Origin of the sequence: Achromobacter deleyi (genome assembly GCF_013116765.2) — a bacterium.
Taxonomy (GTDB): Bacteria; Pseudomonadota; Gammaproteobacteria; order Burkholderiales; family Burkholderiaceae_B; genus Achromobacter; species Achromobacter deleyi_A.
In genome coordinates, this window is the sequence record NZ_CP074375.1 from 2646477 (window position 1) to 2665766 (window position 19290).

23 protein-coding genes are annotated in these 19290 nt (G+C 66.0%); 6 read left to right on the forward strand and 17 right to left on the reverse strand.

From position 1 onward, the window contains the following. Positions 1-260 precede the first annotated feature (260 nt). Positions 261-2066 (forward strand): ABCB family ABC transporter ATP-binding protein/permease, encoded by a 1806-nt coding sequence (locus tag HLG70_RS11850; RefSeq protein WP_171664590.1) that lies wholly within the window; start codon positions 261-263, stop codon positions 2064-2066. Positions 2067-2117: 51 nt separating this feature from the next. Then, positions 2118-2495: a Rieske (2Fe-2S) protein gene (locus tag HLG70_RS11855; RefSeq protein WP_171664591.1), complete on the forward strand. Its 378-nt coding sequence runs from the start codon at positions 2118-2120 to the stop codon at positions 2493-2495. Between the two features lie 3 nt (positions 2496-2498). Here the strand turns inward: HLG70_RS11855 and HLG70_RS11860 are convergent, their stop codons facing one another. After that, entirely contained in the window at positions 2499-3482 is a 984-nt protein-coding gene (locus HLG70_RS11860) for a bile acid:sodium symporter family protein (RefSeq protein WP_171664592.1), read from the reverse strand. A gap of 108 nt (positions 3483-3590) precedes the next feature. Here HLG70_RS11860 and HLG70_RS11865 point away from each other — a divergent pair, with 108 nt between their 5' ends. Further along, positions 3591-4433, forward strand: coding sequence for a LysR family transcriptional regulator (locus HLG70_RS11865; RefSeq protein ID WP_171664593.1), 843 nt, complete (start codon positions 3591-3593; stop codon positions 4431-4433). 22 nt (positions 4434-4455) lie between these two features. On the opposite strand, the gene HLG70_RS11870 is transcribed toward HLG70_RS11865, so the two are convergent. The 8 genes from HLG70_RS11870 to HLG70_RS11905 all read right to left on the reverse strand — a co-directional run bounded on the left by HLG70_RS11870 (position 4456) and on the right by HLG70_RS11905 (position 11759). Then, on the reverse strand, positions 4456-4989 hold the full coding sequence (locus HLG70_RS11870; protein ID WP_171664594.1) for an OsmC family protein: 534 nt from the start codon (positions 4987-4989) through the stop codon (positions 4456-4458). 50 nt (positions 4990-5039) lie between these two features. Further along, the gene (locus HLG70_RS11875; protein ID WP_234103069.1) at positions 5040-6473 is read right to left on the reverse strand and encodes a c-type cytochrome; all 1434 of its coding nucleotides are present in this window, start codon (positions 6471-6473) and stop codon (positions 5040-5042) included. Beyond that, a complete protein-coding gene (locus HLG70_RS11880) occupies positions 6467-7261 on the reverse strand; it encodes an ABC transporter ATP-binding protein (RefSeq protein ID WP_171664595.1) in 795 nt (264 codons plus the stop codon). Before HLG70_RS11880 ends, HLG70_RS11875 begins: the two co-directional genes overlap by 7 nt. Further along, the gene (locus HLG70_RS11885; RefSeq protein ID WP_171664596.1) at positions 7255-8274 is read right to left on the reverse strand and encodes an ABC transporter permease; all 1020 of its coding nucleotides are present in this window, start codon (positions 8272-8274) and stop codon (positions 7255-7257) included. The genes HLG70_RS11880 and HLG70_RS11885 overlap by 7 nt, the downstream gene beginning before the upstream one ends. Next, the gene (locus tag HLG70_RS11890; protein ID WP_171664597.1) at positions 8261-9292 is read right to left on the reverse strand and encodes an ABC transporter substrate-binding protein; all 1032 of its coding nucleotides are present in this window, start codon (positions 9290-9292) and stop codon (positions 8261-8263) included. Before HLG70_RS11890 ends, HLG70_RS11885 begins: the two co-directional genes overlap by 14 nt. Before the next feature lie 138 nt (positions 9293-9430). Beyond that, on the reverse strand, positions 9431-9730 hold the full coding sequence (locus HLG70_RS11895; protein ID WP_171664598.1) for a hypothetical protein: 300 nt from the start codon (positions 9728-9730) through the stop codon (positions 9431-9433). A gap of 158 nt (positions 9731-9888) precedes the next feature. Then, the gene (locus HLG70_RS11900) at positions 9889-10767 is read right to left on the reverse strand and encodes an N-formylglutamate amidohydrolase (RefSeq protein WP_171664599.1); all 879 of its coding nucleotides are present in this window, start codon (positions 10765-10767) and stop codon (positions 9889-9891) included. A 2-nt stretch (positions 10768-10769) separates the two neighbouring features. Next, complete coding sequence (locus tag HLG70_RS11905) at positions 10770-11759, reverse strand: Bug family tripartite tricarboxylate transporter substrate binding protein (protein WP_171664600.1); 990 nt, start codon at positions 11757-11759, stop codon at positions 10770-10772. Positions 11760-11868: 109 nt separating this feature from the next. Between HLG70_RS11905 and HLG70_RS11910 the strand changes: the two genes are divergently transcribed. Beyond that, positions 11869-12804, forward strand: a complete 936-nt coding sequence (locus HLG70_RS11910) for a LysR substrate-binding domain-containing protein (protein ID WP_171664601.1) — start codon at positions 11869-11871, stop codon at positions 12802-12804. A gap of 121 nt (positions 12805-12925) precedes the next feature. On the opposite strand, the gene HLG70_RS29690 is transcribed toward HLG70_RS11910, so the two are convergent. The 6 genes from HLG70_RS29690 to HLG70_RS11935 all read right to left on the reverse strand — a co-directional run bounded on the left by HLG70_RS29690 (position 12926) and on the right by HLG70_RS11935 (position 17045). Further along, positions 12926-13141, reverse strand: coding sequence for a hypothetical protein (locus HLG70_RS29690; protein ID WP_326491095.1), 216 nt, complete (start codon positions 13139-13141; stop codon positions 12926-12928). Between the two features lie 102 nt (positions 13142-13243). Further along, positions 13244-14347, reverse strand: a complete 1104-nt coding sequence (locus HLG70_RS11915) for an AGE family epimerase/isomerase (RefSeq protein WP_171664602.1) — start codon at positions 14345-14347, stop codon at positions 13244-13246. 148 nt (positions 14348-14495) lie between these two features. Further along, positions 14496-14708, reverse strand: coding sequence for a hypothetical protein (locus tag HLG70_RS11920; RefSeq protein ID WP_008159938.1), 213 nt, complete (start codon positions 14706-14708; stop codon positions 14496-14498). Between the two features lie 323 nt (positions 14709-15031). Beyond that, positions 15032-15256, reverse strand: coding sequence for a hypothetical protein (locus tag HLG70_RS11925; RefSeq protein ID WP_171664603.1), 225 nt, complete (start codon positions 15254-15256; stop codon positions 15032-15034). A gap of 71 nt (positions 15257-15327) precedes the next feature. Continuing rightward, the gene (locus HLG70_RS11930; RefSeq protein WP_171664604.1) at positions 15328-16074 is read right to left on the reverse strand and encodes a sulfite exporter TauE/SafE family protein; all 747 of its coding nucleotides are present in this window, start codon (positions 16072-16074) and stop codon (positions 15328-15330) included. 59 nt (positions 16075-16133) lie between these two features. Next, positions 16134-17045 carry a DMT family transporter gene (locus tag HLG70_RS11935; RefSeq protein WP_171664605.1) on the reverse strand — a complete coding sequence of 304 codons (912 nt, stop codon included), beginning with the start codon at positions 17043-17045 and terminating at the stop codon, positions 16134-16136. A 160-nt stretch (positions 17046-17205) separates the two neighbouring features. Here HLG70_RS11935 and HLG70_RS11940 point away from each other — a divergent pair, with 160 nt between their 5' ends. Both HLG70_RS11940 and HLG70_RS11945 read left to right on the forward strand, forming a co-directional pair. Next, the gene (locus tag HLG70_RS11940; RefSeq protein ID WP_008159929.1) at positions 17206-17676 is read left to right on the forward strand and encodes an Lrp/AsnC family transcriptional regulator; all 471 of its coding nucleotides are present in this window, start codon (positions 17206-17208) and stop codon (positions 17674-17676) included. Positions 17677-17799: 123 nt separating this feature from the next. Then, complete coding sequence (locus HLG70_RS11945; protein WP_171664606.1) at positions 17800-18033, forward strand: hypothetical protein; 234 nt, start codon at positions 17800-17802, stop codon at positions 18031-18033. 99 nt (positions 18034-18132) lie between these two features. Here HLG70_RS11945 and HLG70_RS11950 read toward each other — a convergent pair whose 3' ends face one another. Next, entirely contained in the window at positions 18133-18732 is a 600-nt protein-coding gene (locus HLG70_RS11950; protein WP_171664607.1) for a BPSL1445 family SYLF domain-containing lipoprotein, read from the reverse strand. 136 nt (positions 18733-18868) lie between these two features. Then, positions 18869-19123: a hypothetical protein gene (locus HLG70_RS11955; protein ID WP_171664608.1), complete on the reverse strand. Its 255-nt coding sequence runs from the start codon at positions 19121-19123 to the stop codon at positions 18869-18871. Positions 19124-19290 lie beyond the last annotated feature (167 nt).

Sequence of the window (19290 nt, forward strand, 5' to 3'; positions counted from 1 at the left end):
TAGCATGCAACGCGACGCTTGCGCGGCGAATACGCGCCAAGTCGCGCAACCAAGGGGGGCAGCCGGGCGAGCCCTTGGTTGGAAGAGAAAGAAACGGGCCCGACGCGCTGCGCCCGTGCCGCGATACCGCTTTGATGCCCCCGGCAGAGGTCGCTCCATCCCAGGGGTTATACGTCGCATAGTACCGCTGGTGCCCGATAATGCCCTTCTAGCGGCCAGCCGCCCCATGGCGGGGCCTCGCGCAACCCCGGCATCCAGACATGAATTCTCCTGACGCGCCGCCCAAGAAAGGCGGCGGCTTTTCCACCCTCCGAACCCTGTTTCCCTACCTTTGGCCGCCCGGCAGAACCGGTCTGAAAGTGCGCGTCGTGGCCGCGCTGCTCTGTCTGTTCGCCGCCAAGGCGGCCACGGTCTACGTGCCCCTGCTGTACAAGCAGGCCATCGATGAACTGGGCAAGGGCGCCCCCGGCGCGGTGACGGTGCCGCTGGGACTGATCCTGGCTTACGGCACCGCCCGCGTGCTGTCGCTGCTGTTCTCGGAGCTGCGCGACGCCATCTTTGCCCGCGTCGGCCAGCACGCGATCCGCGCGGTCGGCCTGCAGATCTTCCGCCATCTGCATGCCCTGGCGCTGCGCTTTCACCTGGCGCGGCAGACCGGCGGCCTGAACCGCGCCATCGAACGCGGCACCAAGGGCATCCAGACCCTGCTGTCGTTCCTGCTCTTCAATATTCTGCCTACCTTCTTCGAGATCGGCCTGGTCTGCATCGTGCTGTGGAAGATGTTCGACGGCTGGCTGGCGCTGGCCACCGGCGCCACCGTAACGCTCTACATGGCCTACACGCTCATCGTCACGGAATGGCGCGCGAAGTTCCGGCGCCAGATGAACGAAACCGACTCCGAAGCCAACACCAAGGCCATCGAAAGCCTGCTGAACTATGAGACCGTCAAGTATTTCGGCAACGAAGAACACGAGGCGCGCCGCTACGACGCCTCGCTGACCCGCTACGAGCGCGCCGCCGTGCGCAGCCAGGTCAGCCTGTCGATCCTCAACATCGGCCAGGCTGCCATCATCTCCGTGGGGCTGACGCTGGTGATGTGGATGGCCGCCACCGGCATCGCCGATGGCCGCTACACGCTGGGGGACTTCGTCCTGGTCAACACCTACCTGCTGCAGCTCTACACCCCGCTCAGCTTCTTCGGCTTCATCTACCGCGAGATCAAGCAGGCCCTGATCGACATGGAACGCATGTTCGAACTGCTGGGCCAGGACCGCGAGGTGGCCGACCGTCCCGGCGCCCAGGCCCTGCAGGTGAAGGGCGGCCGGGTGGAATTCCGCGACGTGCACTTTGGCTACGACTCGCGCCGCCCCATCCTGAAGGGAGTGAGCTTCAGCATTCCAGCGGGCAAGACCGTGGCCGTGGTGGGCACCTCGGGCGCCGGCAAGTCCACCATCGCGCGACTGCTGTTCCGCTTCTACGACACCGACAGCGGATCCATCGCCATCGACGGACAGGACGTGCGCGACGTGACGCAGGCCAGCGTGCGCGCCGCGATCGGCGTCGTCCCGCAGGACACGGTGCTGTTCAACGACACCATCCACTACAACATCGGCTACGGCAGGCCGGGAGCCACCGACGGCGAGATCCAGGCCGCCGCCCGCCTGGCCCATATCCACGACCTGATCATGACCATGCCCGACGGCTACCAGACCATGGTGGGCGAGCGCGGGCTGAAACTGTCGGGCGGCGAAAAGCAGCGCGTGGCGATCGCCCGCACGATCCTCAAGAACCCGGCCATCTTCCTCTTCGACGAAGCCACCAGCGCGCTGGATACCCACACGGAAAGCGAGATCCAGGCCAACCTGCGCGAAGTCAGCCAGGGCCGTAGCACGCTGATCATCGCCCACCGCCTGTCCACCGTGGCGGACGCGGACGAAATCATCGTGCTGGCCGACGGCCGCATCGTCGAACGCGGCCGCCACCCGCAGTTGCTGGCCCAGGGCGGCATCTATGCCGGCATGTGGACCCGCCAGCAGGAAAGCGCCCACGCGGCGCCGGCGGATTGACAAGCCCGGCCCCCTAGCCGAATATCGCACCCTTTGATTTCGAGGCTCCCCATGCAGGATTCCTCCTCCGCCCCTGAAGTGCGCGTCTGTGCCGCCGCCGATCTCGTCAACGGGGGCCTGGGCGTGAAAGTGCCCGTGTCCGACAGCGCGGGCCTGACCACCGCCTTCTTCGTGCGCTACCAGGACCGCGTGCACGGCTACCTGAACCGCTGCGCCCACGTGGGCGTGGAGCTGGACTGGGAAGGCAGCTTCTTCACCCGCGCGGGCGACCTGATCATGTGCGCGCGCCACGGCGCCACCTACCAGCCCGACACCGGCCTGTGCGTGGGCGGCCCCTGCAAGAACGGCCGCCTGACGGCGCTAGCCGTGCTGGAGCGCGACGGCGGCGTGTACTGGCAGCCCAGCGGCAAGATCCGCCCGCTGGACTGACGTTCAGGCCCTGACCGCCACCGCCTCCGCCGGCTGTTCGCGTTCGGCATAGCGGCGCGCCAGCACCGCGCAGACCATCAGCTGCATCTGATGGAAGATCATCAGCGGCAGCACCACCACGCCCATCTGCGACGTGCCGAACAGCACGGTGGCCAGCGGAATCCCCGAAGCCAGCGACTTCTTCGAGCCGCAGAACACCATCGTGATCTCGTTCTCCTTGGACAGCCCCAGCTTGCGGCTGCCCCAGGTCGTGATCAGCAGCACCGAGCCCAGCAGCAGTGCATTCACCAGCACCATGGAGGCAAGGTCGATCGCGGGAAAGGCATGCCAGATGCCTTGCGCCACGGCCTCGCTGAACGCGGTGTAGACGGCCAGCAGGATGGAACTGCGGTCCACTTTGGACAGCGTGCGGCTGTTGCGCAGCGCCCAGGCGCCGATCCATGGCCGCAGCAGGCTGCCCAGGGCGAAGGGCAACAGCAGCTGCAGCAGGATGCGGCCGGCGTCTGCCAGGCCATGCCCGCCGCCCGAGCGGTGCAACAGCACCGCCACCAGCAGCGGCGTCAGCACGGTGCCCAGCAGATTGGAGGCGGTCGCCGCGCATATGGCGCCGGGCACGTTGCCGCGCGCCATGGAGGTGAACGCAATCGACGACTGCACCGTGGACGACAAGGTGCAGACGAACAGCACGCCCAGCCACAGCGATGGAGCCAGCAGGCCCGGGAACAGCGCGCGCAGGCCCAGGCCCAGCGCGGGGAACAGGATGAAGGTGCAAGCCAGGATCAGCGCGTGCAGCCGCAGGTCCTTCACGCCCGCCACGATGGCGTCGGTGGAAAGCCGCGCGCCATGCAGGAAGAACAGCAGCGAAATGGCCACGTTGCTGGCCACCATCATGAACGACGCGCCCTTGCCCACCGCGGGAAAGAAGCTGGCAAAGACCACCGTGGCGATCAGGATGAGCGTGAATTGGTCGGGCAGGAAGCGGCGCATGGCAGGAGGATTTCCGAAAAGTTGCGGAAACTATAGGCGCGCCCCTTGCCATCGTGAAGGCCACTGAGTACTTTAACTGTCATCGGAATATCCTATGACCAGCGCGCCATGCTCAACCCCCTGTGGCTCAAGACCTTTGCCGCGGCCGCCGCCGCGCCCAGCTTCACCGAAGCCGCCCGGCGGCTGGGCCTGACCCAGCCCACCGTCAGCGAACATATCCGGCAGCTGGAACAGGCCGTGAACCGGCGCCTGTTCCAGCGCGATACGCATTCGCTCACCCTGACCAGCGATGGCCGCAGCCTGCTCGTGCATGCCGAGATCATCCTGGATGCCCACGAGCGCGCGGAGCGCCTGTTCGACGCGCCCCGGCTGCGCGGCCGCATCCGCCTGGGCACGTCGGACGACCTGGCGATGGGGCCGCTGCCCGACGTGCTGGCCGCCTTCCGGCTGGCGCATCCCGAAGTGGAGCTGGATCTGACCATCGGCGTCACCAGCGAGCTCTACAAGCTGCTGGACGACAACGGACTGGACGTGATGATAGGCAAGCGCCGCCGTGGCGACCGCCGCGGCCAGACCCTGCACAAGGAAGCGCTGCTGTGGCGGGCCAAGGAAGGCTTGCGCGTGGCAAGCGACGAGCCGCTGCCCCTGATCCTGCTGCGCGAACCCAGCGTAACGCGCACGCTCACGCTGGATGCGCTGGCGCGCGCCGGCCGCAGTTGGCAGATCGTCTGCACCAGCACCAGCTACGCGGGCTGCCAGGCCGCCGCCCGCGCCGGCCTCGGCATCACGGTGCAGCCGTCGCACCTGTCCACGGCGGGGCTGGCCGCGCCCGCGGGCGCGGCGCAACTGCCCGCCCTGCCCCAGGTGGAATTCATCGTCATCTCGGCCCCCGCGCCCAATAAGCCCACCCGCGCGCTGACCGACATCCTGATGCGCAGCACCCTGACCTGAAAGCGTGGCCCACCGCGCCACGCTATTGCGGCGTGGAACGCGTGTGCCTGACGCTGCCTTCCAGGGACTGCGGCTGCTTGAGCAGATTCAGGATCGGGCACCACTGCTCCACCGCCTCGTGCACGGCGCGTACGGCATGCTCGTCCGCCGGCGACACGATGTGCGCCGTGTAGCGGATGTTGTGCGGAAAGAACGGCACCTTCTCGTAGCCCGGCTTGCCGCCGCGAGGATCCAGGTCGCCTTCGATGGTCACTTCCAGCGACTCCAGCGGCAGCTCAAGCTCGGCGGCCTTGATCAGGAAGATGTGCGTCAGGCAGCTGCCCAGCGAGCCCAGCAGCAACTCGGGCGAACTGGGACCCAGGTCGTACCCCGCGAAATCGGACGGGCTGTCGCTGACCACCTGATGGTCCCGGATCCGGATGCGGCGCACCCCGCTGCGCCCTTCGGCGCTCACCTGCGCGCGCAGCTTCACGGGCTCCACGGTTTGCGGATCGCGGCTATTGCGCAGCAATACGGCCTCGCGCTTCTGGCCCAGATATTCGTTCAACGTACTCATCTTGCAGACCTCGCTTATGAAGGGAATGTGCGCAGGATCCGCGGCGCCTGTCACTCGCGCCGCAGGTCCGGTATGTCGATGGGCGCACGGTCCATCGCCAGCAAAAGCTCGCCCAGGCCTCGGGCCGTTGTGTTCTCCATTCGCCCCCCTGGCCCGCAGACGTTGTCGGCGCTGGTCCAGGCCGGCGCGGCCCCGGGCAGTCGCCGCGCCCGCAGCCAGCCGCGGCGGTCGACCATGAACTGGGCGCCGGCCAGACCGTCCGGCGGCACGCCAGCGGCCAGCGCATACGCATCCCAGGCTCCGGCGCTCGCCGCCACGCAATCGGCGTTCACATCGCCCGCGGCCCCGCGAGTCAACGCCACGGTCAGCATGCGCGGATCCTGCGGTTCGTCCGGGGCGTCCTTCACGTGTGCCACGACCCGCAACGGCAAGCCGCGCAATCCGCTCAGCCGGCTGGCGCGCCCGTCGCGGCAGGCCAGCTCCACGACCGGTGCGGGAATGGCCGGCATGCCCGTACCGCCGCTTGCGCCGTAGGCCTGCAGGCGCAGATAGTCCAGCACCCGCCAGATCTCGTCGGGCCGCAGCGCCGCCTGGAATCCGTGCATCGAAGGCGCGGCCGGCGCCTCGCCGCCCCGCGCCACGCGCCAATACAGCTCGCCCTCCAGGCGGTTGTCGAACAGCGCCGCGCCAAGCACGCTGGGCCATGCGGGCAGGCCGGCAGCCCGCGTGCCGCGGCCATCCGCCGCCGCGCCATGGCAGGAGGCGCAATGCTGCCGATACAGCCGCCCGCCCTGCAACACGTTGGCATCCGAGAACGCGAGCGGTGACCGTTGATACGACGTGCCGTGCGCTTCGGTCAGCAGCATCCGGGGATGCGGCCAGCTGGCGCCAAACGCCAGAACGGCCGCCACCCCAAGCAGTGCAAGGCGCCAGCGCCTGGCGAACAGGGCGCAGACCAGCAAAACCAGCGCGGCGGCGCTCTGCGCCAGCGCCAGCCATAACCGGTTCCAGGTATGCGGGCTGACGGGCAGGCCCGGATCGTAGCGCCAGGCGAATGGCCAGTTGGCCAACGCCAGCGCATCCTCGGGCTGCCGCCATATCGAAAAAGCCAGCATCAACATCAGCAGCGCCAGCGCCCCGACCGCCGCCGCGACGCCTCGCCGCCATGCCGGCAGCGCCGCGACCCGCAGCTCGTCCGCCCTGCTGCGCAGCCAGGCGGCGCACAATCCGGCCAGCAGCAAGAGGCCGGCCGCCGCCAGCGCCAGATGGCCCAGGCGCGAACCGAGCAGGCCCGGCACGCCCTGCACCGTGTGCCAGCCTATGCCCAGCAGCAAGGCCGATGCCGCGAGCATTCCCGCCGCCAGCCAGTTCAGGCTTCGCGCACCGGACGCCTTCACTCGGAGCCGGCCCGCCGCCCCCGACCACGCCAGCATGGCGGCGCCCGCCGCCGCGACGGCCAGCGCCAGCCCGTCCGTGTTCACCACGTCGCATCCAGCCCCAGCAAGGCTAGCGCGTGGTGCCGCAACGCCGCCAGGCGCGGATCTCCGCGATGGCGCGGGTACGGCAGGTCATTGACGATCTCGTCCTTGATCCGCGCGGGCCGCTCGCTGAGGACCACGATGCGCGAGGCCATGAACAGGGCCTCCTCGACGTCGTGCGTCACCAGCAAGGCGGTGAAGCCCGTGCGCTGCCAAAGCTCCACGAGCTCCGATTGCATGGCGATGCGCGTCAGCGAATCCAGCTTGCCCAGCGGCTCGTCCAGGATCAGGATGCGCGGATCGTTGACCAGCGCGCGCGCCAGCGCCGCGCGTTGCGCCATGCCGCCCGACAGTTGATGCGGATACGCCTGACTGAACGCCGTCAGGCCGACGCGTTGCAAGGCGTCGTCCACCCGGCGGCGTTGCGTCTTGAGCAGCCCTCGCGCCTGCAGGCCCAGCGCCACGTTGTTCCATACCGTGCGCCACGGGTACAGCGTGGGGTCCTGGAACACCACGATGCGCGACGGCGACGGCCCCTCGATGGATGCGCCATCGGCCAGCAGCGCGCCTTCGGCGGGCGGCTCCAGTCCCGCCACCAGCCGCAGCAGCGTCGACTTGCCGCAGCCGCTGGGGCCCAGCAAGGCCACGAACTCGCCCGGTTTGACGTCCAGGTCTATGCCGTCCAGCACCGGCAACGCCGCGCCGTCCAGATCGAAATGATGATTCACCCCGCGCACGGCCAGCCCGGCCCCGCGCGTATCCGGCTTTTCGGACCATGTTGCCGCCGCTACCATTTCACGACTCCCTTCTGCCATGCCAGGAGCCGGTCGCGCCCCAGGAAGAGCAAGGTGATCAGCCCCGAGAACACCAGCGCCATCACGATGAGCGCCCCGTACATGTTGGCGTAGGAGGCCCAGCCCTGGGCCCAGGACAGGTACCACCCCAGCCCGGATTTCACGCCCATCATCTCCGCGGCAACCAGCACCGAGAACGATGCGCCCAGTCCCATGAACAGCCCCACGAAGACCTGCGGCAAAGCCGCCGGAATCGCCACGCGCAGCACCAGGAACCATTCATTGGCGCCCATGGTGCGCGCCACGTCGTAGTAGGCGCGGTTCACGCCAGCCACGCCCGACCATGTCAGCACCGTGACCGGAAACCACGTCGCCAAGGCGATGAGAAACACGGCGGCCGACCAGCTTGAAGGAAAGAAGAAGAACGCCATCGGCAACAGCGCCGTGGACGGCACCGGCCCGAGGAAACGCAGCACCGGATGCACCCAGTAGCCCAGGCCCCGCGACCAGCCGATGGCGACGCCCGTCAGGAACCCTGCCGCCGCGCCCAGCAAAAAGCCGTTGGCCAGCAGCCACAGGGAATTCACCAGACTGTCGGCCAGCCGCTTGTAGTCCGAGACGTAGACCTCGATCAGCGATTGCGGCGGCGCGAAGAACGGGCTGGGCAGCAGGGCCAGCTTGGCCGTCACGATCTCCCACGCGCCCACCGCCACGGCCAGCGCCAGCAGCCAGGGCCCGGCGCGATGCAAGGCTCGCACCGGACGCAGCTGCCCGGCGCCCGACACGGCAGCCAGCAGCAGCAGGACAGCCAGCGCCAGGGCCGCCATGCCGAACTCCCGCGTGTAGCCCCAGGAGGTGAAGCCCACCTCCACGTTAGGCCATGCCAGGGTCACGGCGCCCACGCCCGCCCACAGCGCGGCGGCGGCCACGCCGGTCTTCCATAGCCGCCACCCCGGCGCGGCGCCCTGATTTCCGCCCGCGGCGCCGGCGGGCAACGCATCAGCCGAGGACATTGGGCACCACCACCTGCGCGTACTTGTCGATATCCAGATTGGAGCTGAGCACCTTGATCGTCTTCAGGTCCTTGGCATAGCCCACGATCTCCTCGCGCAGCGCCGACCCCGTGGACGCATGGCCATGGCTATGGCTGCGCAGGATCGCGGCCACGCGTTCGGCGGGCACCTTGCCGGGAACATAGGGCGCAAAGATGCGCGCCGTCTCATCGGGGTTGGAGGCCGTCCAGCGCTGCGCATCGATCACCGCGCGCGTGATGGCCGCCGCGGACTCGGGGTCCTTGCGGACCAGATCGCCGCGCAGGCCCAGCACGCAGCAGGTGCGGTTCTCATAGTCGCCCTCGATGTTGGTGGCGACCTCGCGCAGCTTGTTGTCCTCGCGCAGCGTGTAGATCAGCGGATCGTCGCCCGCGATCGCATCCACTTCACCCTTTCTCAGCACCTCGCCGAACAGGTCCTGCGGGTACTGGCGCCAGTCCACCGATTCGGGATCCAGGCCCAGCTGCGCCACGCGGATCGCAAAGAAATTCTTCACGGGACTGGCCTGGTCGGACACGGCCACGCGGCGCCCCTTCAGGTCGTTCACGCTCTTGATCGGCGAATCCTCAGCCGTCAGCAGGCGCATGCAGCCGCCGTGCGTGCCAACGGCGAGCTTCACGTCAAAGCCCTGCTCCAGCGGTTTGAGCCAGCGCAGCGCCATGCCGATGCCGCCATCGGCGTGGCCCGTCGCGATCGCTTCCAGCAGCTGATCCGTGGACCCGCTGAAATTGATGCGTTCGACCTTGAGGTTGTACTTGTCGAAGAAGCCGCGCTCCAGCGCGACCGACACCGGCGACTGGCAGACCGCGGTCTGGCTCCAGGCGATCTTGAAAGTGCGCGGCGCGGCGTTCGCCGCCAGCACGCGCGAACCCAACATGCCCAGGGGCGCGGCCAGACCCGCGATGCCCGCCGCGCGCAACAGCGTCCGGCGAGAGACTCCCCGTGCCGCGATGGCGCCGGAATGGACTTTCGTATTCATCAACCTTCCTTTTGAGCAGACCGTGAATGGCGACGATTGCCATGGGGCATCATCAACCTGGGCTCAGGCGTTCGACAAATACATAGTTGGGATAACAATATGAGAGCGGTCGCCGGCGCGGCGTCCGCTCGGCGCGCGCTACTCGGGCAGCGGGTCGGGCACGCCGTCTTCGTCTACCGAACTGACGCGATCCAGCGCGTTGCGCGCAGCCGACATCGCCTCGATCGTGCTGCGAAAGCGCCGGCTCACGAAGATCTCGAACACCAGGCTCTCGGGTTCTTGCGCGCCCGCCTCCGCTCCCTCGTCGGCGCCGGCCGTCTCGGCGTTCACTTTCGCGGGCAAGGCCCTCGTCTCGATAAACGCGCGCGGGGGTGTGCGCCCCTCGGGCTGTGTCGCATATGCAACCACTGAAAATCCGTTGATGATCTTCTCAGGCATTCCGGTTTCCTATGGACGCGCTCAAATGGGCGCGAACCGATATGTTCGACAACGGCCCGGCGCAGAGAAACTTAAGCTCAAGAAGCAAGCCGGGCGTTGATTCGCATCAACGCCCGGCTCGGCGCACGAAAATGTGCGGACGGATTATCGACGCGATTCTATTTTGTCGACGCAACCGCGGCCATGCGGACGCGCACATACGCCGCCACCTGCTCCAGCACCTGCGCCAGATCCGCGCGCAGTGCCTCGAAACCCGCATTGCGTTCGCGCGTCGCCTCGTCCATATACAGCGGTCGGCGGATTTCCACCTGCAGGCTGTGCCGGTTCAAGGCGGGCTGGCCGATCTGCGCGATCAGCTGCACACCCTTGTAGGGATCATTGCGCGCCACGGTATAGCCCTTGTCGCGCAGGGCCGCTTCGATCAGCGCGATGAACTCCGGCTCGCAAGTCGTGCCATCGCGGTCGCCCAGGACGAAGTCCGCCAGCGGATGCTCGCTGTGCCGGCCCAGCCGCTCGTAGGCGTCGTTGGGCATCGAATGCAGGTTCAGATGCCAGACCGCGCCAAAGCGCTGTTCGACCTGCCTGATCGCCTGCGACAGCGCCGCGTGGTAGGGCTCGTAGTAGGCCTGGATCCGGTGCCGCACTTGCGCCAGTGTCAGCTTGCGGTCATAGATAGGCGTCGCCTTGTCCATCCTGCGCCAGATCAGGCCCTTGCCCAGACGGGTTTTCTCACCGGGATCCAGCGGCTCGGGCCAGGGCTCGGCCAGCAGCTCCGGATCCAGGTCCTGCAGGGTGCGATTGGGGTCGATATAGACGCGCGGGAAGTTCGCCGCGATCAGCGTGGCGCCCAAGGCGGGGGCCGCCGACCACAGCTCGTCCACATGCGTGTCCTCGCCCTGGCGCAACTGCGCCAGCGTGGCATAGGCCCCGAAGTCCTCGGGATAGCGCTCGCCGCTATGCGGCGAATCGCAGACCAGCGGCAATGCCGGGCCTGTCGGCTCATGCACGGAAACAGCTTGGAAGTCGGCGGGTGTCATCGTCAGTCAGCCTGGATGTTGGCGGCCTTGGCCACCTTGGCGTAACGAGCCAGGGCCTGGTCAATCTGCACCTGGAACTCTTGGGGCGTCGTGGGCATCAGCGTACCACCCACGTCCTCGGCCTTCTTGCGGAATTCCGGATCGGCCATCGCGGCGCGGACTGCCTTGTTCAGGCGGTCCACCACGGCCGGCGGCGTGCCGGCCGGCGCCACCAGGCCGAACCAGCCGCCCGTGCCCATGTCGGGATAGCCCAGTTCAATGTAGGTCGGCACGTCGGGCAGCAAGGGCGAGCGCTCGGCGCCCAGCACGGCCAGCGGGCGCAGCTTGCCGCCCAGCACCTGAGGCAAGGTGGAGGACAGGTTGTCGGTGATCGCGTCGACCTGCCCGCCCATCACATCGTTCAACGCCGGACCCGCGCCGCGATACGGCACATGCAGCAGCTTGATGCCGGCCAGCATCATGAAGTTCTCGATGTTCACGTGGCCCAGCGATCCCACGCCCGGCGAGGCGAAACTGTAGCGGTCCGGCGCGCTCTTGGACAGCGCGACGAACTCGGCCATGTTCTTGGCCGGGATGTTCGGATTGATCGCGAAAATGCTGGGCACGGCCAGCACATTGGCGATCGGCGCGAAGTCCTTGACCGGGTCGTAGTTCATCTTGCGGAACACGGCCGGGTTCGAGCCATGCGTGCTCATCGTGGCCATGCCTATGGTGTAGCCGTCCGGTGTCGAGCGGGCGACTTGCTCCATGCCCAGCGAACCGCCCGCGCCGGCCTTGTTCTCGACCACGATGGTCTGCTTCAGGTCACGGCCGGCGAACTCCGCCACCAGGCGCGCCACGATGTCGGTCGAACCGCCCGCGGCAAAGGGGACCACCAGCTTGATGGGGCGGGCGGGATAGTCGGCGGCATGCGCGATGCCGGCAAAGGACAACGTGGCAAACATGCCGGCAAGCGCGAAACGCGCGGACCGGCCAAAAAGGCGGCGGGACATGGCTACTCCGATGGGTTGGTGTCTATCGACAAGGCCGCCAGTGTCCAAACTTTACGATCCCCTTTCAAACGACTATATTGCACTCCTTCATTACCAAAGGTCATGCTGAATGCGCCTGCACTCGCCTTCGATGTCCGAGCTGCATGCCTTCGTGACGGCGGCGCGCTTGGGCAGCTTCACCCAGGCCGCCCAGGTGCTGTGCGTCACCCAGGGCGCCATCAGCCGCGCCATCTCCCGGCTGGAAGCGCACTTCGGCCAGCCGCTGATGCATCGCAATGCCCATGGTCTCACCCTGACCGAGACCGGCCGCAAGCTCTACGACGGCGCACAGGCGCCCCTTCAGGCCATCGAGGCGCTCAGCGCCGGACTGCGGGCCGACGACCGGCGCCTGCGCCTGACCTTGTCCACGGTGCCCACCCTGGCCAGCGCCTGGCTGGTGCCACGCCTGCCGGACTTCCACCGGCGCCATCCCGACATCCAGCTTGGCTTTTCGGCCTACCGACGCAACGAGGATTTCTCCGGCGCCACGCCGGACGCCAGCATCCTGTCCGGCACGCCCGAGCAATGGCCCGGCTGGCAGGCCGACTATGTGATCGGGCGCGAAATGGTCGTGATCTGCCATCCCGGCCGCCTTGCGGCGCGCCAGGCCCAGGGGCTCTGGAGCACGCCGCAGGGCCTGCTGGGAGAACCGCTGCTGTATCACTCCAACGGCATGGACAACTGGGCGCAATGGTTCACCGGGGCCGGCGTGCCGCGCGCAGCCGTCACCCTGTCCAATGGCTTTGACCAGGTGTCCATCCTGGTGCGCGCCGTCATGGCCGACATGGGCGTCGCCGTCCTGCAGCGGTGCCTGGTGCGCGACGAACTGCAGGCCGGACGCGTCGCGGCGCCTTTTCCCGACCTGGCCGTCCGCATCGCCCGAGGCTACCACCTGTGCGCGCCGGCGCAGCGCCGCGACCACTACGCGCTGGCCTGTTTCAGGCAATGGCTGCTGGACACCGCAAGCCAGGATCCGGACGTCGTGGCGGCGGGCGCCGCGTCCTGATCGCCGTCCGCCGTCCATGCGCCGTTTGGGCAGCATCGGGGCGCAGCCCCCCAAATAATCCGAGACCAAATGAATACGGGCCCCTTCGAGGGGCCCGTTTCACTTGTGCGACGGAGAGGGTTCAAGGCGCAAGCTTGAAACCCAGGTCAACGCCCCACTTATCGGTTTCACGCAACCATTTCGCACCGCAATTCAGGCAGCGGAAGTGATCTTCGCGGCTTTCCTCCCGACCTTTCTGCGTCGGGTTGGTAAATCCTTGATGTCCCAGGTGCGGATGCGGCGCAATGCCGGCAAGCCCCGGGTAAATGCGTTGGCAAGCCAAGCACATAACGCTCATTGATGCTTCCCCACAAACAGTGTTAGCAAATTGTAAGGGATTTCACCAATATTTTTCTATCAATTTATGTCCATAAAACTACAAAAATTGTTAACGTGATCATTAAACAACGCTGGGCAACGCCGCCAGACAGGTTGCCAGGTGGTAAGGCGACGTTGAAGGCATGTCGGTTCTGACCACCGCGCCTTGCGCATCCAGGCACTCGAACCAGCCCCCCGCATGCAGGAAACGGGCGCGGAAATCCGCCAGCCCGGTCTGCAGCGCGGGCCAATCTCCCATCACCGCCAATACGCGCAAATACTCTGTCTGCGCCCAGATCCGGCGCGTCTGGTCGATGACGGCCCCGGACTCGTCCAATGACGCAATCACCCCGCCCGCGTCCACGCCATGCTTGCGGGACCATTGCACGGCGCGCGGCAGCGACTCGGCAAGATCCAGGCCTTCAAACACCTGGGCCGCCCCCTGCACGAGCGAAAGCCATTCAAACTGGTGGCCTGGTTCCAGGCGGTTGCCGGCGGTGCCCTGCAATTTTTCCGAGATGCATTGCGTCGGCGCATGCACGAAGAATTGGCTGATGCCCTGCGCAAGCCCGCGCAGATGCTGCGCGAACAACGCGGGCTCGGCGACCTGGGCGGCAGCCAGATACGCCTCGGTCAAATGCATCATGGGATTCTGCGCGGGCGGCTGCAGCGGCTGGGCCAGGTCCGGGCTCAGCGCTGCGTGATACAGCGAATCGGCGGTCTTGAAACGCGCCTCGATGGTCTGGGCCGTGCCCAGCATCAGCTTGCGCGCATCGGCATTGCGGCTGCGCTGAAAATAGGCCGCGCAAGCCAGCACGATGAAGGCATGGGTATAGAGGTCTTGGGTATGGTCCAGCGGACGCGCCTGGGCATCCACGCTATAGCGCCAGCCGCCGCGCTCGTCGCGGAACACGCGGCGCAATGACTCGAACAGGCGGTCGGCGTGCTGGCCAGCGGCCACGCCCGGCGCCTGCGCGAACACATACAGCTGACGCGCGCAGGCCATCGCGCGATAACGCGCCGCGGGCAGCGGATCGCCAGTGGCCGAATCCAATGACTCAAAGGGTAGACCGAGCGCGTCGTTGAAACCCCGTCCCATCCACATGGGCAGCACGACGGAATCAAAATGCTCGCGCAACGCGCGGATATTTTCCGCGAGAGAAAAATTGGTCTGTGCGGCAGTCATCTTGGAACGACGCATACCCGATAAGGGCCCCATGTTTTGGAGCAGCAACGATAACCGAAATCGCCGTCGCATTCTTCTGAGTATCTGCCAAGGGTTCATGCACACACAGACCGGCCCTGCCGATCAGCTCCGTCCAGGACAAAGCGTCCTATCGGAAGATGTTTTCCTCGACCCAGTTCTGCGCGAAGACTTCCGCGCGATCGCGTGCTTCGTCCAACGAAGCGCAGTTGCCCAAGTGGGAAAACGCGGCATCCACCTCGGTGCCGCCCTCGGCCGTTACCGTCAGCAATACGCCATATCCGCCGGTATCCATGGCCGCCGTGGAAACGTCGATCAGTACTTCCTGGTCACGATGCTGCATGTGCTACCTCCCAGTCGGTTACCTAAACGCGTGAACCACGCGTGACGTTGCGCTGGGTAGAATTCCCGCGCAAATGAATAGACCCGTAAACGTCACGCAAGTTCATCTTACTGGGCCGGTGCCCCCCGCGATACGTCGGAAAGATGTCAAATCGCACATTCCGTCTCAGGAAAACCCGTGCTGCCCTGCGTCGCGGACAAAACGCGAGAAATACTGCGAAAACATTCGCAATCTATGCAGAAACTCGAGGAACGGGCCGCCGTGACGCGGCCAAGACGGAGGGAGATTGACGCCGTCGCGGGGCGGAATCCGCCCGCAACACGCTAGCGCACGTGTATGGCGCCCGGCTCTTCCATGCGCAGGGCAAGCCTGCCCTTGTCGGTGATTTGCCAGCGGCCATCGGCGCCGGCTTGAACGCAACGCAGCGTTTCCAGTGCCGACGCCACATGCTCGGGCACTTCGGTCTGGACGGCGCCGGGTTCGCAATTGTCGGCCACGATGCGCAGCCAATGACCCAGTTCGCCCTTCTGGAAATGATGCAATGCCATGCGTGATTCTCTCTTGAATTATTCAACGATAGCACGCCGCCCGCCCCCTGCCGTGGCCGGGGCCTGTCAGCCTAAGCCAGCAGCTTGGGCACCGACGATGCCAGCAAGGCGAACCCCGACAAAGTCAGCAGCCCCAGCACCACTCGGCGAAAGGCCACGTCACTGATGCCCACATAGACACGCGTGCCCCAAAGCGTGGGCACCAGCATGGCGGGCACGATCATCGCAAACAACGGCAGCATGTCGCGCGTGACCACGCCCGTCAGCACGTAGCTGGCCATCGTCACCATCAGCATCGACAGATTGAAGTTCTGGATGACCGCGCGCTGCACATCGCGGTCAAAGCCGCGCAAGGTGCACCACAACGTGGGAATCACGCCCGTAAACCCCCCGATTCCGCCCATGACGCCGCCGATCGCGCCGACCACGCCGTCCGCGGCCTTGCCTCCCACGGTGATGCGCGGAAGGCGCGTGGCAAACAACATGACCGGGCACCAGAGCGCCAGCAGACCGCCGATGAAGGCCTTGAACATCAAGGGATCAAGATGGGGCAGCAACTTCACGCCCAGCGGAATGCCCAGCAATCCGCCCGCGACAAAGGGCAGCAGATGCGCCGCGGCGAATCCCCGGCGCACGGTGAACGCCGCCAGCAGCTGTCCGGTCAGGGCGCCGAACACAGCCAGCGCCGCCGCCAGCTTGGGATCCACCGTCCAGGCCCAGAACGACATGGCCACCATGCCAAAACCGAAGCCCGACAAACCCTGGACAAAGCCCGCGGCCATGGCGCCCACCACGACCAGTACGTATAACGAATCCATAGCTGCTGCACGCCTGCGTGAATTGCCGGGCCTTCCCGGCGCACGCCATTCTAGGCCTTCTACGAAGCGCGCAACACCAGCGGACGCTTGGCGCGCGCAGCCAGCGCCGATGCCGCCACGCTCGCGCCGATCAGGGCAAGGCCCAGCGCCAGGTCGGCCGAGATGCGCTCATGAAACACCAACGACGATACGATCAACCCGATCACCGGCACGCACAGCATCGCAATGGAGGTCGCCGCCGGCGGCATCTTTTGCGTCATGCCCAGCACCACGATGAAGGTCAAGGCCGTGGCCAGCGGGCCGGTATAGAGAATCAACGGCCAGGCATCCGGAGTCCCCAGAAAAGCCGGAGCCCCGTCACGCATCCATGCCAGCGCGGCCAGCGGGACCGTGGCGATGGCCGTCTGCCACGGAATCATGTCCGCGCCCAGCCGAACATGACGGTTGCCACGCAACTGGATGATGTTGCACGCCCAGGCGAACGAGGCGCCCAGCAACATCACCAGGCCGATCACGGTATGCGCCTGCCACGGGCTGAACGCGGGCGCCACGATGACGCCGATGCCCGCATAGCTCAGCGCCGTCGCGAACCATTGGCCCATGGACAAGCGCTCCTTCAGGACCAGCGACGACAGCGGGATCACCCATATGGATGTCGCATACGCGATGACGGATGCGCGTCCGGGCGCCACGTACTGCAGGGCCCACAGCGCCAGCGCAGTGAATGCGCCCATCTGCAACAGCGCCACGCCCGCCACCAGCGGCCATTCCTGGCGGGTGGGCAGGCGCAAGCGCCCCAGCAATCCCAGCACCAGCACGCTGATCAACGCCGCCGACCCGAAGCGGCTGGCGGCCAGCCATAGCGGACTCATGTGCGCCAGGCCCAGTTTCATCACCGGCCAATTGCCGCCCCAGATGACCACCGCCCCGACCAGAGGCAAAAACTTGCGCAACGCACTGTGCTGACTCATTACTGCTCGATCTACCGCTTGATTATTCTGCGCTTTGGCCGAATAGCCAAAGGAAGAAATAGTCTATAGGGTAAACCCCAGCATATTTCACCTCAATCTGCGCCAATACACGGCATACTCAGCACAGATGCACTGCCAATCGACATTCTTTGGGTGACTTATGCCGGAAATCAACCTGGATGCCACTGACATCCGTATCCTGAATGAACTTCAGCGCGATGCGCGGCTCACGAACGTAGAGCTGGCGGCCCGCGTGAACCTGTCCGCCTCGCCCTGCCTGGCCCGCGTCCGCCGCCTGGAAACCGAAGGCCTGATCGACCGCCGCGTCACGCTGCTGAACGCCCGCAAGCTGGGCCTGAAAGTAAACGTGTTCATCCAGATCTCGCTGGACAAGCAGCGCAAGGCCGCGCTGGATGTCTTTGAACGCGAAATCGCCGTACTGCCCGAGATCATGGAGTGCTACCTGATGTCCGGCGACGCCGACTACCTGATCCGTGCCCTGGTGCCCGACGTCGATGCCCTGGAGCGCCTGATCGTCGAACACATCACGCGCATCCCGGGCGTGGCCAGCATACGCTCCAGCTTCGCGCTCAAGCAGGTGCTCTACACCACCGCCGTCCCGCTCTCCTAGCACCGGCCATGCCATCCTTTCCGCCACTTGCGGGATCGCTGCGGCAAGCCCACAATGAAAGCGCCTGGCGCTTGCCATACGCTGGCGCCGGCGTCCCTCCCATCGCTTAGCAAGGAGCAAACCATGCCCGAAACCGAATGGTTCCCCGGCAGTACGCTACCCGATCGTCAGGGCTACTTTGAAGTGGAGTTCGACACAGGCGAAACTGAAATCACGCGCTATGGAATGCTGGGCTGGGAGCCCGAGCAAGAGCGCGGCAGTATTGTGCGCTGGCGCGGCCTGGATCCGAAAATCGAAGAAGCCGAGATTGAACGCGAGACAGCCGTCCGCAACAACAGCGACTCCCTGATCGGCTAGCCGGCCGACGCAACGGCGCGGGACATCCCATCCTTTCCCCCGCACCAAGACAAAACGCCGCGGAAACCTCCCGCGGCGTTTTGCATGAGCGCTGCCGGATCACGGAGCAAGCTTCGAGATCTTCGTGCCCTCCAGGGACACGCCCGCCATCAGCCCGCCATTGTTCATGACAAAACCCACGATCGGCTGCTGCGCCGTGTTGGTGTCGATGCGGCCGTTCGCGCCGATATTGGCCACGGCCACCGTGGCGTCGGCGCCCACGGTCCAGCCGCTGCTCTTGCGGAACTTGTTCAGCGCGTCATCCGTCATGAACAGCAGGATCATGGCCTTGGACTGCGCGCCGGCCTGGAAGCCGATCGAGCCCGCCGTCGTGCTGTAGTAGCCGGCGTTCGCGCCGCCTACACGCAGCACGCCCTTGCCGTGCTCCGCGCCGACGATGAAGCTACCGCTGAGCACATCGGGGAAGACCAGCACGCCCTTGGCGCGCGCCACCAGGTCCTTGGACTGCGCGGAAGACTCATACAGCCTGGAGAGCGTCGCATTGGCCGCGCTGTCCAGCGACTGGCGCTGCTCGGACGCCGACGAAGAAGGCGATTTGGAGGGAGGGGTGGTGGTGCAGCCCGCGAACAGAAGGCCCGCAACGCCGATCGTCGCGGCGGCAATGCCGGTACGACGCAAGACAGGAAAAGTGTCAAACATGGAACTCTCCTTTTTTGTTGTCATCCACTAACACTGTACCGGCCAAATCCCTGCGCACACGACACACGATTGTGATAAACGAAACAAAAACTACCGGCCAGGGCCTGTGCGAGACTCCTTTCAGCGCGATCGGGCCCTAGAGAATTCCGTAGCGCGGCTCGCCCGTCGAAGCATCCACCGAAACAATGCCCGACAACACCAACTCCGCGTGGCGTCGGGCCATCGCGGCATCCTCAAAGGTGACGAAGCGCGGCAAGGACCAGCGCTGTTGGAAATCGCCGTTGTCCTTGCGGCAAACCGTTACCTCGATGGCCAATGTGCCGATCCCCAGACTGACGACCTCGCATTGCACCTGAAAACCATCGATATGACGCTGCGGCCACGAGCCCATGCTTGCACTCCAGAAATCTGCCTACCCGGCCGCAATATGCCAAAAAAAAACGGGCTTGAAAAGCAATGTTTTCAAGGGGTTAAGCAGTACTAAACCGGATAGTGCCGACGCATCTTGCCGATGGCAAAAATGCCTACGTCGAGCCTGTTTTCAGGCATCCGCGCAAC